At 55.0% G+C, this 15331-nt stretch carries 12 protein-coding genes; 6 read left to right on the forward strand and 6 right to left on the reverse strand.

Annotation, left to right across the window (positions count from 1 at the left end; translation table 11 throughout):
• Positions 1-6: 6 nt before the first annotated feature.
• On the reverse strand, positions 7-1284 hold the full coding sequence (locus RB_RS23345; protein WP_011123159.1) for an SGNH/GDSL hydrolase family protein: 1278 nt from the start codon (positions 1282-1284) through the stop codon (positions 7-9).
• Positions 1285-1478: 194 nt separating this feature from the next.
• On the opposite strand from RB_RS23345, the gene RB_RS23350 reads away from it, so the two are divergent.
• On the forward strand, positions 1479-3023 hold the full coding sequence (locus tag RB_RS23350; protein WP_011123160.1) for a cytochrome P450: 1545 nt from the start codon (positions 1479-1481) through the stop codon (positions 3021-3023).
• Positions 3024-3186: 163 nt separating this feature from the next.
• Here the strand turns inward: RB_RS23350 and RB_RS23360 are convergent, their stop codons facing one another.
• The 5 genes from RB_RS23360 to RB_RS23380 form a co-directional block, all read right to left on the reverse strand.
• The gene (locus tag RB_RS23360; protein ID WP_011123161.1) at positions 3187-3867 is read right to left on the reverse strand and encodes a CDP-alcohol phosphatidyltransferase family protein; all 681 of its coding nucleotides are present in this window, start codon (positions 3865-3867) and stop codon (positions 3187-3189) included.
• Positions 3864-4826: a phosphatidate cytidylyltransferase gene (locus RB_RS23365; RefSeq protein ID WP_011123162.1), complete on the reverse strand. Its 963-nt coding sequence runs from the start codon at positions 4824-4826 to the stop codon at positions 3864-3866. The genes RB_RS23360 and RB_RS23365 overlap by 4 nt, the downstream gene beginning before the upstream one ends.
• Positions 4823-5533: a TVP38/TMEM64 family protein gene (locus RB_RS23370; protein WP_164922405.1), complete on the reverse strand. Its 711-nt coding sequence runs from the start codon at positions 5531-5533 to the stop codon at positions 4823-4825. The genes RB_RS23365 and RB_RS23370 overlap by 4 nt, the downstream gene beginning before the upstream one ends.
• Positions 5533-5898 carry a TraR/DksA family transcriptional regulator gene (locus RB_RS23375; RefSeq protein ID WP_011123164.1) on the reverse strand — a complete coding sequence of 122 codons (366 nt, stop codon included), beginning with the start codon at positions 5896-5898 and terminating at the stop codon, positions 5533-5535. Before RB_RS23375 ends, RB_RS23370 begins: the two co-directional genes overlap by 1 nt.
• Positions 5899-6002: 104 nt before the next feature.
• Positions 6003-6941, reverse strand: coding sequence for a diacylglycerol/lipid kinase family protein (locus tag RB_RS23380; RefSeq protein WP_164922406.1), 939 nt, complete (start codon positions 6939-6941; stop codon positions 6003-6005).
• 229 nt (positions 6942-7170) lie between these two features.
• Here RB_RS23380 and RB_RS23385 point away from each other — a divergent pair, with 229 nt between their 5' ends.
• From RB_RS23385 to RB_RS23405, 5 genes are all read left to right on the forward strand, one after another.
• Positions 7171-8085 (forward strand): metallophosphoesterase family protein, encoded by a 915-nt coding sequence (locus tag RB_RS23385; protein WP_011123166.1) that lies wholly within the window; start codon positions 7171-7173, stop codon positions 8083-8085.
• Between the two features lie 381 nt (positions 8086-8466).
• On the forward strand, positions 8467-9279 hold the full coding sequence (locus RB_RS23390; RefSeq protein WP_315851287.1) for a c-type cytochrome: 813 nt from the start codon (positions 8467-8469) through the stop codon (positions 9277-9279).
• A gap of 317 nt (positions 9280-9596) precedes the next feature.
• Positions 9597-10823 (forward strand): multidrug effflux MFS transporter, encoded by a 1227-nt coding sequence (locus tag RB_RS23395; RefSeq protein WP_011123170.1) that lies wholly within the window; start codon positions 9597-9599, stop codon positions 10821-10823.
• A gap of 183 nt (positions 10824-11006) precedes the next feature.
• Positions 11007-13781 (forward strand): DUF1553 domain-containing protein, encoded by a 2775-nt coding sequence (locus RB_RS23400; protein WP_231845922.1) that lies wholly within the window; start codon positions 11007-11009, stop codon positions 13779-13781.
• A complete protein-coding gene (locus RB_RS23405) occupies positions 13778-15244 on the forward strand; it encodes a DUF1501 domain-containing protein (RefSeq protein WP_164922407.1) in 1467 nt (488 codons plus the stop codon). The genes RB_RS23400 and RB_RS23405 overlap by 4 nt, the downstream gene beginning before the upstream one ends.
• Positions 15245-15331: the final 87 nt, after the last annotated feature.

Consider the following 15331-nt stretch of genomic DNA (forward strand, 5'->3'; position numbering starts at 1 on the left):
AATGGATCAACGTTCTAGGTCGCCGATTAGCATCAATGATGAGGCGTACCATGTGTGGTCTTTGTACTTTTCTGGCTTCGCATCGAAATCCGTTTGGTTTCGTTCAAAGAGGATCTCTCGTTTGTCCAGTTGATTCGGCAACAGTTCAATTTTGACGGTGTGTTTGCCCGGTTCCAACTCCGAGCCAACTTTCAGTGTTGCCATTCGGTGGTAGGTGCAATAGCCATCGATCCGATTACGAGTGAATTCATTCCCGTCAATTTGGACACGCACTTCGCCACCATCCGGACCGAGGATGTCGAACACTCCCGCGTTGGTGCCTTCGAAAGTGAATTCCAAAGTGGCGCCGGGGCCGTTGGCTTGGTAAAGCTCAGGCATGTTCCGCTGGAACCGCTTGGCCAACGAATGATCCGCCGCCAGCTTGGTCCAATTGCCCGACAGCATCTCGGGCTCAATGGAGACCATCTTGGCTCGTTCCCAGTTGTCGTCTCGGAGTGGGGGGCCAAGCAAATGAGGTTGTGCGGTTTGATTTGCTTCCATGATCTTCGGCCATGATCGAGCAATTGTTTCGGTGTAGATGCGGTGTCCGGTCTCGACGTGCGGATGAACTCCGTCGCTCGAGAACACCATTGGTTCCGCATTCATATCCGCAGGCTTGGGGGCTTTGAAAACAAGTTTGCCGGCAGATTCCAAACGTGCGACTTCGACACCGAAGTGGATGGAGGGAATCGAATAGTGATCGGCCAACACTTCCATGGCACTGGCTGCGCGAGGCATCTTGCCAGCCTGCAAATCGGAGAGCATCTGCTGCGTCAGTGTGTAAACAAAGCAAATGTCGGTGTTTGGATTCGCTGCCCAGGTTTGGCGGACGATCCCTTCCATGGATTGATGGATGCGCTCGGGAGCCACGCCTCCATCGTTGACCGCGAATTCGACAAACAGCAAATCCGGGGCGTGTTGCAACGCATCACGCTGCAGGCGAAACACACCGAGGTCTGACCCCGTGCCACCAATCGCGGCATGAATTTCTTCGATGGTTGCCTTCGGGTATTGCTGTTGCAACCACTGGCGTGATTGGATCCGCCAACCCGGTGCCGCAGTGATGCTGCCGCCGAGATAAGCAACTCGAACCGTTTCGCCAGATTCGATTTTGGCGGTGAAATGCGGCAATCCAGCGCGAGGGTGGCATTCCACCGCATCGCGAAGTTCAAACTCGCCATGAGCTTGATGTGAGGCGAGCAACCAAAAGGTCAGGAGGCAAAGCGTGCTTGAGGTTCGGAGCATTGGAAGGAAATTGGTGAGAGGAAGGCGTTTGCGGTGGGAGCGATGGGGGCCGTCGCCGGTGCTACAATCATGCGGGTTTGCGAGAGCGAACTTTGGCCGGTAGGAATCGCGATTGTAACTGCGATTGTGAAATGATTTGAGTTTTCGGTTCGGATCGCGGTTGGTTTCGATAGGTTGAAGAAAGACGTTCACTCATGCGGAACGGAACGAGTTACTTGCAAAATTTCTTTCCTGGTTATCGACGCCTCTCACGATTGCCAAAACAGTGCTTGGCGATCAATCCGTTCGCCGGGGACTGCATGCCGTCACGCGTGCGTTTGTTGGCTCCCAGATCAGACCGACCCACCCAGCCATTTCCGCATCGATGGAATTACGAAGATCCGGTTCGTATTCTCGAAACGTATTTTTGGAAGGCTGATGAAGAACAGGGGCCGGGACGCCACAATCGGTATCTCGATGTTCCTGGGTTTGCTCCTGTGCTGGTGACTCGTGACCCGGGAATGATTCGAGCCATCGCGACAGCGACCGGGGACCGAGAGGGGCAATTTGATCGAGACACGCTTCCCTCGGTCGGCATTGCTCGAGCGACCGGCACCGATACGTTGCTATATGCCAACGGAGCTGAATGGAAAAAACAGCGGAAAATCGCGGCTTGCCCGTTTGGTAAAACAACCTTGTTTCAACCGGAACAATTTTGCGAATTCGCCGACACCTTTCGCGAAACTGTTCGCGGGCGGATCGATGTGTTGCGGCAGCATTTGACGGCCAGTGGGAAGAAAACGGTCGACATTCAGTTGGAGCCCGAGGTCAAGGTGGTGATGTTGGAAATGCTGACCAACAACTTTTTCGGTGCCGACATCAGCTATGAGGAACTACGTGAAAAGTATGTTCCCGCTTTGGAGCGTGTGATTGATCATATCGTCAAGGATACGGTGAAGAATCGGCTTGGGATTCCGTGGCGGAAGTTTCCAAGTGTGAGTGATCGAATTGTTCGAGCGAAAGCGGATGATGCGACGTTTGAGGAATTGACTCAGCGAATCTTGGTGCCCCGCGGCGAGAAGAAAGCGTTGTGGAAACAATTTAAATCCGATGCACCGGATGCGAAACTGATCAGCAATCTAAAGGTCTTCCTGGCCGGAGCTTTGGAGGCAACGACGTCCTACGCAACTTGGGCAATCTCTCATCTGGCGCGTCATCCGGACGCGCAAGAGAAAGTCTTCGAAGAGGTGAAGGACATTGATGTTTACACACCAGAGATCTTGGCGGGGGCAAAGTATCTGCGTGCGGTGCTGGACGAGACTCTGCGGTTGACTCCATCGTTGTACTTTCTGCCGCGACGAGCCACCGCCGATACTTGGGTGACATCGGCGGACGGTCGAAAGATGTTCATCCCCTGGGGCACGCATTTGCTGTTAGACGTCTGGCATGCCAATCGCCATGAAGATCACTGGGGCGTGCAAGTATCCGGCTATCCGGCGAACGAGTTTGAACCCGATCGCTGGCGGATTCTTGCTGAGTGGGGGCGCGCAACAAAGGACACGTTGCATTTCGGTTTCGGACACGGTCCGAGAGTTTGTCCCGGTAAACACTTGGGCGAATTGGAAGTGGGGCTGACTGTTGGCGCGTTGGTGAAAACGTTCCGTTTTCAGTCGGAATCGCCGGAGAATCTCGCGCGCGCGGGCGTCTCCACCAAACCAGCCGATGGAACCCGCGTATGCATGTCACTCCGTTTGTCGTGAGCAAACAATGCCGCCTGGCCAGAGCAATCGCCAACGGTGGACTCTAGCGGCCTGTTGATTTAATGAGCCGAACCGCGTTAGCGGCGGTTAGTCAGACGCCAACCGGGGCCAACGCCCATCGGCTAATTGTTGTCACTCGGTATACGACTAAATCAACAGGCTGCTAGGTCAGGTTTTGTTTCCCGCGGACATGAAAGATTGACGTCACATCGCTGATCGGTTCCTTCAAAGAATAGGTCAGCAGTCCACTTTCGAGATTGGCAACGATAGCGCTCGTCATGGCGATATGAAGAGGCCAAGCTGGTCCGCCGATCAACAGGTTGACCGCGGCGACCCCGACCAAGAGCCAAGCGGTCTTGGCCGTTCGAGTGTGGTAGGTCGGCAGTTTTCCAAACTTGAGCAGAGCAAAACACTCTGCCGCGATGAAGCTTCCGATCGCCGCGGCAATCCAAATGGCTTCATCCGCCAATAGGTCAGCTCGCAGAAACAACAGCGACAATGCCAAGCAAACGTACATGGCCGCATCCGCGATGCTGTCGAGTTTGGGGCCAATCTCCGTGCGCTGGTTGAGCCATCGAGCGAGCTTTCCATCGACCGTGTCAGACAAGGTCAAAATCAGAAATAGGACCAGTGTGGCTTGGCCCTGGTCGTTCCAAGCCAAAAGCACCATCACCGGAGATAGCAACGCACGCAAGACACATATGATGTTGGGCACTGTCAGGTTGGAAACAACCCGACTGGACGCGGCATGACCGGAAGCAGTGGATGTCGATTGTGCATCGCTTTCTGCAACGTTGGAATCACTGTTTGTGGAAGGTAACGCGGTGTGTTCGGCGGTTTTCATGAGAGGACCTTCATCAGCAGCAGTGCGACCGGGGCGGTGAATGTGAGGGAATCGATGCGATCAAGAATGCCGCCTTGCCCGGGCAAGACATTGCCGCTGTCCTTCACCCCTGCGGAACGTTTGATCGCGGACATGTTGAGATCGCCAAGAGTCCCCGCAATCGCGATTGCTAAACCAAAAACGCTGCTCGTTGCGTGCGACATGTCGGTTATGTTCGGGCCGATAAGAGTGGCTAGCGTGATTGTGGTGAGGGCGCCACCGATGAATCCTTCGACGGTCTTGTTGGGCGAAAGGGTCGGGGCGAGTTTGTGTCGTCCTAACGCCCTGCCGAACCATGCCGCGGTGATGTCGTTGACTTCCGTTACGCCAATCAACAACAAGAACCAACCCGGAAGTGCGAGTGACGGGGTCGGGTTGGATGGAAGCAACAAAATTGATGCAGCAGGAAGACAGCCGGTCAGGGTGACTCCGTAAACAATGCCCCCAACGTTGCTTGTGAAGTGTTTCGTGGAAGCCGTCGCCATCAGCACACTGCCCGCGATGATGACGCACGCCAGTGGGAGGCAAACGAGGAGCGTGTGGTCCGCACCCGCAGCGAGCCCCGCGTACAGCAATGCGATGCAGACGTAACCTACCACCATGATCGGCATGGCGGGCAGAGCGTTTGTCCGGTCTTCGAAGTGGGGTTCAATAGCGGGTTGGCCGCTTTCGTCGTCGTGATGAAAAGCCAATCTCGCATATTCGCGGAGTGCGAGCGTGCTCACCGTCGCAAACAACAAGGAGGCGATGATCGTTCCACCGACTGCACACAGGAGAACCCATGTGGCAACAATCCACCATGAAAGCAGGCTGCCCAATCGTTTGCGAGCCAGATCACTGGTCCAATCCCGCAGCGTTGCCAAGCGATAGATGGTGCCCACGAGCAACAATCCAAACACAGAGATTGCAACGTTGGTCATCGCGAGCTTCCTTCGATGGGACTTGTGTCTTCGCCAGTCTCACGAAATCGCCGCGATGAATGAGTGATGATCAACGGGATCGCGATCACGACCGAACTGACCAGAAGAATCTTCCAGTCCACCACGGTCCACAGATCCAGTTGTCCCAAACGATCAACGCTGGGAAGACGAGAGCCCGCGAGTACGAAGACGACGTTGCTGGGGATCATGCCAATCAACGTTGTCCATGCGAATGTCGTAATCCGCACGTTGGTGGCGCCGGCCGAATAGTTCACTCCCGTGTAGGGTGCATGCAACAATCGAAGTGTCAGCAAACATGTCGCTTGGCCACCCACGTTGAGAGCGGATTCGATTTTTCGAACCAATCGAGGGACTTTTCGAAGTGCCCAATCGCGAAACATCAGTCGAACGGATAGCAAAGCGATGCAGGCGGCGATTGTCAGCGAAAGACTGACAATTGCCAGGCCGATCCACAGACCGAACAGCCATCCGTAGAGGATGGATTTGCCTGTCGTTCCGGGGATCAACGACGTGAGAATGTAGATGCCAGTGGCTGCTGCGATTGAAAGGATGGGATGGTCGTTGATCAGGGACCGAATCCACTTCTCGTTTTCCGCGATGGTTTCGTGATGCATGGAAGCATCCGAGAAATACCAAAGCGTCGCGAGAAGTGCCACGACCAGCACCAAGATCAGCCATCGTCGCATCACACGGCCATCAGTTGACTATTTTCACTTGCCTTTTGACATCGCACACACCGGCGAGCGTGAGGGACGACTTGCAGACGATTCATCGGAATCGATTTCCCGCAATCTTCGCAATCACCAAACGTTCCATCTCGCAATCGTTCCAGAGCCTCTTCAATGTCGGCCAGTTCGCGACTTTCTGATTCGGCCATGCGGCTGGTCAGTTCGCTGGCATGAGATTCAATGCCGCGATCACCGGCGTCGCCGACGGTATGATCACTGACGTGCTGAAGCTCAGCGAACTCGGTGCGAACCATTTCCTGGATCTCCGCTGCTCGACGTTGAAGTTTGTTCACCAGGCTGCGGATCAGATCGTTTCGAGTCATTGTGTCACCTCGTTGTGGATTGGATGACTCCAATGGAAGCAACTGCCGCGCCAATTTGACAGCAAAACGACCGCGAACTTTTTTGCTTCGTCGCTGGCCTGCCCTTACGGCTGGGTGGCAGTTTGGAACGCACCGGGTGACTGCACGCCGACGGCTTCAGAATGACAGGCGACACGCATTGCTGCGGGGCGGACAGAAAACTCAACGCCGTCACTTTGTTCGGTTTCGCCATCCAAACTGTATGGCAGCGGAGGTGTGGACTCGACGCGAACCCAGCGAGCGGTGAAGGTCGCGATACGCCCGGATTCGTGATACCAGCCAAACGTTGTGTCGACTCCCGCGGCCAACAATTCAGAAACGGGCATCACGGGCACAACCGTGACATCCAGCAAACCATCATTGACTGTTGCCTCGGGCGCCACCGGAAACCCGCCACCGACATACCGACCGGATGCCACCGCTAATCCAAACACCTCAAACTTGGCTTGTGTGTCATCTTGAAAGGTCAACTCGAGTGAGTACTTCGGTAACGATGTCAGATGGGTGACGGCGGTGATCCAGTATGCCATCGATCCCCACCGTTGCTTGTCGGCCGAACTGACTTCACCCGAAACCAATCCGCCGAAGCCAGCTGTGGCGGCGTTGATGATCAAGTGGGCGGAACCATTGCGAATGTCAATCAAATCAATTGGCGTTGCTGGTTGCTCTGTTGCGGTAGCGTAAGCGTCACGCCATGGCAGTCCGTGCATTCCGATTGAGCGAGCAAAGTCATTTCCGGTTCCGCCTGGGATTAAACCCAGTTCGAATCGATCCAGCATCTTTTCGTGGTCAAGTTTTTGGACCACCTTGGAGAGTGTCCCGTCGCCTCCGAAGATACAAAGCCGTTGTGGAGAGTTGTTTCGGATTTGATCAAGCCAATGGTCGTCTGGATCGAGTTTGACCAGATCATGTCCTCGCTCGCTCGCTGAACGCTCAAGGTCATCGCGACAACGATCCCAGCCGGACGCATGAGGGTTGCAGAGGATGGAAACGGATGAATTCATCGGTATGCGAATTGCAACAATGAGGAGCGGTGGGACAAGCTTGCTTGGTTTTGCCAATCCAAGCTGCCCGAGACGAAGCAGATGTTGCGGAGTCGATTGGTGCTTCAGCCGCTCGTGGTCGCCACGGTTTCAACACGGAACCAAGGCCAAAGACCGAACGGTTCATGTGCTTGCCAAATCCTTTCTCCGTACACGCTTCACGAACCTTTGAACGAGCAATCCGTGTGCCATGAAAATCTTGCATATCTCCGACGTTCACTTCGGACCACCCTATTTGCCGAACGTCGGTGAGGCGTTGCTTCGGACGGCTCCCTCGATCGATCCAGACGTCGTGGTGGTCAGTGGTGATCTGACCCAACGGGCCAAACCGCAGCAGTTTCAACAGGCCGCTGAGTTCATCAAGCAACTGCCAGACGTTCCTCGGATTGTCATTCCAGGCAATCATGACGTGCCGCTATACCGAATCATGGAACGACTGACTGATCCGCATCGTTACTATCGCCAATACATCAGCAACGAACTGAACACGGTGCTTCAAACACCCGATGCCCTCTTCGTGGGCCTCGACTCCACCGCTCCGCGATCGGCCATCAGCAACGGACGCATTCATCCGTCACAACTCGATTTTTGTCGCGATGCATTTGGCAGTGTTCCGGATGGGTTGGCAAAGATTGTTGTCGCACATCATCACTTTGCGCCGGCACCAGACTACTTGCACGACCAAACGATGCCGAAGGCGAAGCGAGCGATCAACTTGTTCGTCAAGCTCGGAGTCGAACTGATTTTGGGCGGCCATTTGCACCGTGCCTTCATTGGCAACACGCTCGACTTCTATCCGGGTGCAGGTCGCGCTCATGGCATTGTGATCGTCCAGTGTGGAACAACGACATCACGCCGTGGTCGAGGACGTGAGAAAGAGAAGAACTCGTTCAACGAGATTGACGTGACCGAGCAAACGATCATCGTGACTCATCATATTTTTGACGATCAAACGGGCCAGTTCGCTCCTTTGAGCCGACATGAATTTGCCCGAGGTGGGCGTCGACTGGAAAACGCTTCCCCACGATCCAGCCACAATCCGCGTGCGACAAAGTCGATTGAATCCAACCCACTCCCTCAAACGCTTCGGTCGACGAGAGTGTAAACCAACGACGTCGTCAATCGTCCAAACAATCGCTCATCGAATGTGGGACATCAGCGGTTATGTGCTAAGTCGCACAGTCCAACAGCTAAGAAAGTTGACAGTCAGTGCCCGACCGCACGATCCTTGGCGGTCCCAGCTTTTGGGAAGACATCTCTAGCTCAGTGAGCGGTCGCAAAGTGGGCCGTGTTCGGGGACGACGAACATCGTCTTCGCGATGGCGGTTAGTCAGTGACTTTTCGGTTGGATGTCTTTCGATGGCAGTCCTGTTTTCGTAAGGACCGTGTTTCCTTTGTGGCGTGGTCGTTCTTGTGGCCGCAGTTTTTTGCCCCAGTTTTTTGACACAGTGCAATGCGTAGGCTTGGTATTTTTCGATCATCAAAGTTGCGGCTTGCGATCACGGGCGGCATGGTCGCGGGGACATTGGGTTGGATGGTGGGGGTGAATCAGGATACGGCATCTCGGGCAGCAACCAGACGTCCCGTTCCGGTGCGATTGGTTGCAACGAATCAATCGTCATCGAGCCAGCCCTACCCGCCTGGAGAACTCGGCGAAATCGTGAGGCTCGGTGAGTCGCTGGTCAAAACAACCAACACGCATCCGCTATCGAGTCCGTTCGTTGGCAATTCGCTGAAGTGCACCTCCTGTCACCTGGATGCCGGTCGGCATAAAGAGGCGGGATCATTCATCGGAGTTGCGGCGGCGTACCCCGCTTACTCCCCCAGAGAGAAAAGCGTGATCACGCTCGAAGATCGGATTTTGAACTGTTTTATCCGAAGTCAGAATGGGACCCGGCCACCGAATGGTTCCAAGGTGCCGGTCGCGATTGCCGCTTACATCACTTGGCTATCACAGGGCACTCCCCTGAAGATGAACCCGGCAAAGCCGCTCGGTCCAAACCACATGACGCTGCTCGCCGAACCTCCCAAGGCACCCAGTGTTGATCGAGGTGAGTCGCTTTACATGGATCGCTGTGCTTCGTGTCATTCGGACGATGGATTGGGAAGCGATGACGGGCCGCCGGTTTGGGGTGATCAATCTTTCAACGACGGTGCCGGGCTGGCTGGAGTGCAAAAAATGGCGTCCTGGCTTCAAGTCGCGATGCCTCTGGACGACGCCGATTTGACCGACCAAGAGGCATACGACATCGCCGCTTACGTGAATTCGCACGATCGGCCAAACTTCGCACCGAACTGAACCCGGTCGCCTCTCACTTTGTCATCCATGTCATGCTTAGTTCTAGCTGTTGAAGCGACCGAGAGCTGTTCCATTTATGTCGGCCGTTTTGGGCGATGTCTGGCTCCTGCATCGAGCAAAGATCGGTTTTGGATTCGACGGACTTGGAAGTCCATCGTACGGTTGGCCAGACCAAGAATGGGGCGTGACCGGTTGATGAGTTCGCGACTTCTGGATGGATGTGGTGCTTGCGGGTGCGAGTGCGTCAAAGCGGCCGAGTGCATCAAAGCGGAACTGAGAAGATGAATTTTTTGGTGGTGAGATAGGTTGGGATTGGAATGGATTTAGAACAAAAGCCTGCCTTGCCGTTGGGTGAGTTCGTGACCCTGATGGCGTTGATGATGGCCCTCGTCGCGTTGGCGATCGATGCGATGCTGCCCGCCTTGCCAATCATCGGTGAGGAACTCGGGGCCAAGCATGAGAACGACAGCCAACTCATCGTGTCATTGCTTTTCCTCGGCATGGCTCTGGGGCAACTGTTCTTTGGACCACTGTCAGACAGCATTGGCCGAAAGACGGCGTTGTGCGCCGGGCTCGGTCTGTTCGTTGTAGGGTCGATGGTCTCGCTGGTCGCGGAAAGCTTCACATGGGTGTTGGTGGGACGCTTCGTTCAGGGACTCGGCGTCGCCGGACCTCGCAGCGTTTCGTTGGCGTTGATCCGTGACCAATACGAAGGGCGGGCCATGGCACGAGTGATGTCGTTCGTGATGACCATTTTTATCTTGGTGCCAGTGATCGCGCCGACTTTGGGCCAAGCAATCCTTTGGGTGGCGAATTGGCGAGCGATTTTTGCGGTGCTCGCCGTCTTGGCTTTGATGCTGTTTGGTTGGTTCGCATGGCGACAGCCGGAAACACTCTTGCCGTCGCATCGAATGCCGTTCTCGCTGCAACGAATCCTTCACGTCTCACGCGAAGTTTGCACCAATCGTATCGCGTTTGGTTACACGATGGTCGCGGGTTTGGTGTCGGGGGCGTTTCTGGGGTTTTTGAGTTCGGCGGCTCAGATCTTTCAGCAACAATACGGACTCGGTTCGTTGTTTCCGATCTACTTTGCCGTGTTGGCATCGGCCGCCGGTGTTGCCTCGCTGATGAATGCCAATTTGGTAATGCGTTTTGGCATGAGAGCATTGATCAGCCACGCGATGCTATCGCTCGCCGTCACCTCGGCCGCTTTCTTTGGATTCGCATTTCTTCACGCCGGAAGTCCTCCGCTGTGGTGCACGATGGCTTATCTGCTCGCGATATTCTTTGCCATCGGAATCTTGTTTGGAAACTTAAATTCCTTGGCGATGGAACCATTGGGGCATGTCGCTGGGATAGGATCCGCACTGGTTGGTTCGATTTCAACATTGATCTCTGTGCCGCTCGGTATCCTGATCGGTCACAGTTACAACGGCACCATTTTGCCATTGGTAGGCGGTTTCGCGGTCCTGGGAGCATTGTCATTGCTGGTCATGCGATGGATCGAAAGTGCTGCGGTACAACCCTGTACAACCGTTTTATAAGCGGTTCGCTGTCTTTTGGTACATGCGAGTGGGCCGCGTCTCAAAGCGTCCTCGTGAACGACTACAATGCGTTTGCGACCTTCGACGTAGATGGTTGAACAGTTGCTCAAAAACCTGCGTCGGCGGCAGGGCAAGCTAAAAGAGTGACTCGAGGTGCAGGCGGATTGCATGAATTGTCGACAAATGACGCAAGCGTTTTTTGCGTTGGCACTCGTTTTTCTCCACATCGAATGCGTCCACGCTGAAGCGGTGGATTTTGAAAAGCAAATTCAGCCCATCTTCGCTGTCCACTGTTTGGAATGTCATGGTCCAGACGCACACGAGTCCGGTTTGCGACTCGATCAACGCGGTAACATGCTTCGCGGAGGCGACTATGGCGAAGCTACCATCGTTCCCAATGATCCTGACGCGAGTTTTTTGCTCCGTGTGGTGAGTGGGGATGAACCCGATATGCAAATGCCTCCGGAGGGACCGCCACTCTCACCGGAACAGGTATCGCTTCTAGAACGCTGGGTCCAGGAAGGTGCCAATTGGCCGGGCCAAATGGATGCGGATGCCGATGAGGTCCACAGCGATCATTGGTCCCTGCAGCCCATCGCCGATATTCAACCGCCGCGGAGTCAAACGTCGCCGTCTCACCCAATTGATGCTTTCGTTGTCGAGTCGCTGAAGCAACGCGGTCTTCAACTGTCGACGCAAGCCGATGCCGCGACGTTGGCCCGACGTGTTTCGCTGGTCCTGACTGGACTTCCTCCGACCCCTGAGGAGGTTCGTGCGTTTGTTGAGCACCCAGAAGGTTTGGAATTCGCCTATGAGGAACTTGTTGACCGCTTGTTGGATTCACCTCGTTATGGCGAGCGGTGGGCCCAGCATTGGTTGGATGTGATTCGGTGGGCGGAGACGGTTGGATTTGAGACGAATTCGCCTCGCCCCAATGCTTGGCCCTATCGCGACTGGGTCATCGACTCGCTCAATGACGACAAACCTTACGATCGATTCCTCTTCGAACAATTGGCGGGCGACACCGTGGGCGAAGACGCCGCTCTCGGTTTTTTGGTCGCCGGTCCCGCCAACTTGCCGGGCCAGATTGGGCGTGACGAAGAGGCGATGCGTCAGGCTCGACAAGACGAACTGGACGAAGTGATTCGCACTGTCTCGCAAGGGTTCTTTGGATTGACCATCGGCTGCGCACGCTGTCACAACCACAAGTTCGATCCGATCCTGCAACGCGACTACTACTCCATGCAAGCGGTGTTTGCGGGGCTCACCTATGGAGAACGACGTCTACGCGGAGAGCAAAACGATGCGATGGCCGCGCAAGTACCCGCGGTTCGAGATCAGTTGAAAGCTCTACGCACCGAATTGGATACTTTACGGCAAAACCATGACTTGCAGCCAGCCTTGGTCGACCGGCAAACGGAGACGTTTTCTCCGGTACTCGCATCCTCCGTTCGGATGAACATTCAAGCGACCGCGAATGGCTCGCCTGCTTCTTTGTACGAGTTCGAAGCCTGGACGGTCGCCACTGAGAAGCAGCCCGCCCGTAACGCAGCCTTGGCATTGAACGGTGCGAGGCCATCCGCATCCGGTTTCGCGTTGGCCAATCAAACTCGGCACTTTGACAATCTGGTGGATGGCCAGTCGGATCGACGTCAGGCCTTTCCGTGGGTTGCGGACAAAGGTGGTCCAGCTTGGCTGCAGGTTGACTTCAAAGAGCCAGTGATGATCGATCGAGTGGTCTGGGATCGTGGCAGCAGCGTGCCGGTGGACTACACCATCGAGATGCAACTTTTAGGATCCGATGACTGGCAGATCGTTGCCAGTCCAAAGAATCGCATGCTGCGTGAAGATGATTCGCGAAAAACGGATCAGATTCAACTCGCGAATTTGAATTCCAATCAGGTGCAAGCATTGGTTGGCAAGCTCAGCGACATCCGTCAGACGCAAAAGAAGTTGAGCCGTTTGGCGGGAGGTCCCAAAGTCTACGCCGCAAGTTTTAACCCTTCGCCGGAGCCCACTTGGTTGCTTCGCCGCGGTGATGCCATGCAACCAACCAAAAAGCTGGCCCCCGCGATTCCCATTGTGCTGGGCGATCTGGGAATGACGGTCGATCAGCACGAACCGGATCGTCGGCTCGGACTGGCGAAACACCTCACACGCCCCGATCACCCGTTGACCGCACGAGTCATCGTCAATCGGGTCTGGCAGAAACACTTTGGAACCGGATTGGTCGAAACGCCATCCGATTTTGGAGTCATGGGGGCCGCCCCGTCGCATCCTGAATTACTGGATTGGTTGGCGTCGGATTTTGTTGCCGGTGGTTGGTCTCTCAAGCGACTGCATCGTTTGATTGTGACGTCCAAAACGTTTCAGCAATCGAGTCAACCAAACTCAGAAGGCATCGCCATCGATGCCGATTCGCGATTGTTATGGAGGTTCCCAGCTAGGCGTCTCGAAGCAGAGGCAATTCGCGATTCAATGTTGGTCGCCAGCGGCAAATTGAATTTGGAAATGGGCGGACCAGGATTCGATTTCTTTGACCGGCGTGGTGGGCTGTCAGACTACACCGCGAAGGAAACGTTTGATGAATCAGGTTGGCGGCGGATGATCTACGCTCACAAGATTCGCATGCAAGCCGTTGACATCTTTGGGGCGTTCGATTGCCCCGACGCTGGGCAGATGACTCCCAAGAGAACGCGATCGATCACACCGATTCAGTCCCTAAGTTTGCTGAACAGTCCCTTTGTGAATCGGCAGGCGGCATATTTTGCCGATCGAGTTCAAACCGAAGCGGGGGAAAGTCTTTCGGACCAAATCGATCGTGCTTTTCAGATCGCATTGTCCCGAGCACCCAGCGAAATCGAACGAAGCAAGATGCATGACTTCGCGAGCGAACACGGTCTCGCACAACTTTGTCGAATTTTGATGAACACGAGCGAGTTCTTGTATATCCAATGAACCTTTCAAACATGCACTCACGATCGAAGTTGCAAGCGACTTCCAGTCGTCGCCAGTTTCTCGCAAATGCTGGTGGCGGATTGTCGGCACTTGGTGTGGCAGCGGCGCTCGCTGATTCATCTCGCAATTCCACTTCCGAGATCGATCCGGCGAATCCTTACGAGCCCCGACCGTCGCACTTTCCGGCGAAAGCCAAAAGTGTCATCGTCGTTTTCTGCTCGGGAGCGTTGAGTCACGTCGACACGTTCGACTTCAAACCGGAACTCGAGCGTCGTCACGGTCAGCCAATGCCTGGCAATGAAAACCTGGTTTCGTTCCAAGGACCCAACGGCAATTTGACACGGCCGCTATGGAAGTTTCAGCCCCGAGGTGAGAGCGGAAAAATGATTTCTGATCTCGTGCCTCACATCGGTGAGATGGCCGATGACCTGTGCTTCTTTCATTCGTTGACGAACAAGTCCAACACGCATGGACCCGCCGAGAACGTGATGAACACGGGATTCACATTCGATGGTTTTCCCAGCATGGGAGCGTGGGTCAACTTTGCCCTGGGCAGCGAGAATCGTGATTTGCCGTCGTTCGTGGCGATGGAGGACCCGCGTGGGATGCCTCAGTCGGGACCGAATAACTGGGCCAACGGCTTTTTACCAGCAGCGTTTCAAGGCACACCGTTCAGTACCACCAAACCGATTCGCTACTTGGATCGTCCCGATTCGATCTCTGCAAGCACGGAGCTTGCGTCATGCGAAGCACTCCGGTTTTTAGAGCAACAATACCAGGATCGTTTTCCCGGTGACCAGCAACTAGCCGCACGGATGGCCAGCTATGAATTGGCGGCTCGAATGCAATTGCAGGTGCCTGATGTGGTGGATCTGTCAGGTGAACCAAAACATGTTCTAGAACTTTACGGTGCTGACAGTTCCAACAAGACCAAAGCCGACTTCGCAAACAACTGCATCCTGGCCCGTCGAATGATCGAACGGGGCGTTCGGTTCGTCCAATTGTTCAACGGAGCGTACGCATCGGGCGGCAAGATCAACTGGGATGGTCACAGTAAGCTCAAGGAACAATACGACGTCCACGGTGAAATCCTGGATCAGCCGGTCGCTGGATTGCTAAAAGACTTGAAGCAGCGTGGGCTGTTCGATTCGACGCTGGTAGTCTTTGCCACGGAGTTCGGTCGAATGCCAATGTTTCAAGCCGGAACGTACGGTCGCGACCACAACCCCAATGGGTTCACGTGTTGGTTGGCGGGTGCGGGGGTGAAGCCGGGGTTCAGCTATGGTGCGACCGACGAGTTTGGTTTTCGAGCTCAAGAAAACGTGATGACCGTGCACGATTTTCACGCGACCATCCTTCATTTGATGGGATTGGATCACAAGCGGCTGACGTTCTACCACAACGGAATCCAACGCCGCCTGACCGACGTTCATGGGGAAGTCATCCGCGACGTTCTGGCATAGGCAGGCTGTTGAGTTAGTCACATACCGATAGTCGCATAAGGAACGACAACAATTCGCCGTTTGGCGTCAGCCCTGATTGGCGTCTAG

This window comes from Rhodopirellula baltica SH 1 (assembly GCF_000196115.1).
In the GTDB taxonomy this organism is placed as follows: Bacteria; Planctomycetota; Planctomycetia; order Pirellulales; family Pirellulaceae; genus Rhodopirellula; species Rhodopirellula baltica.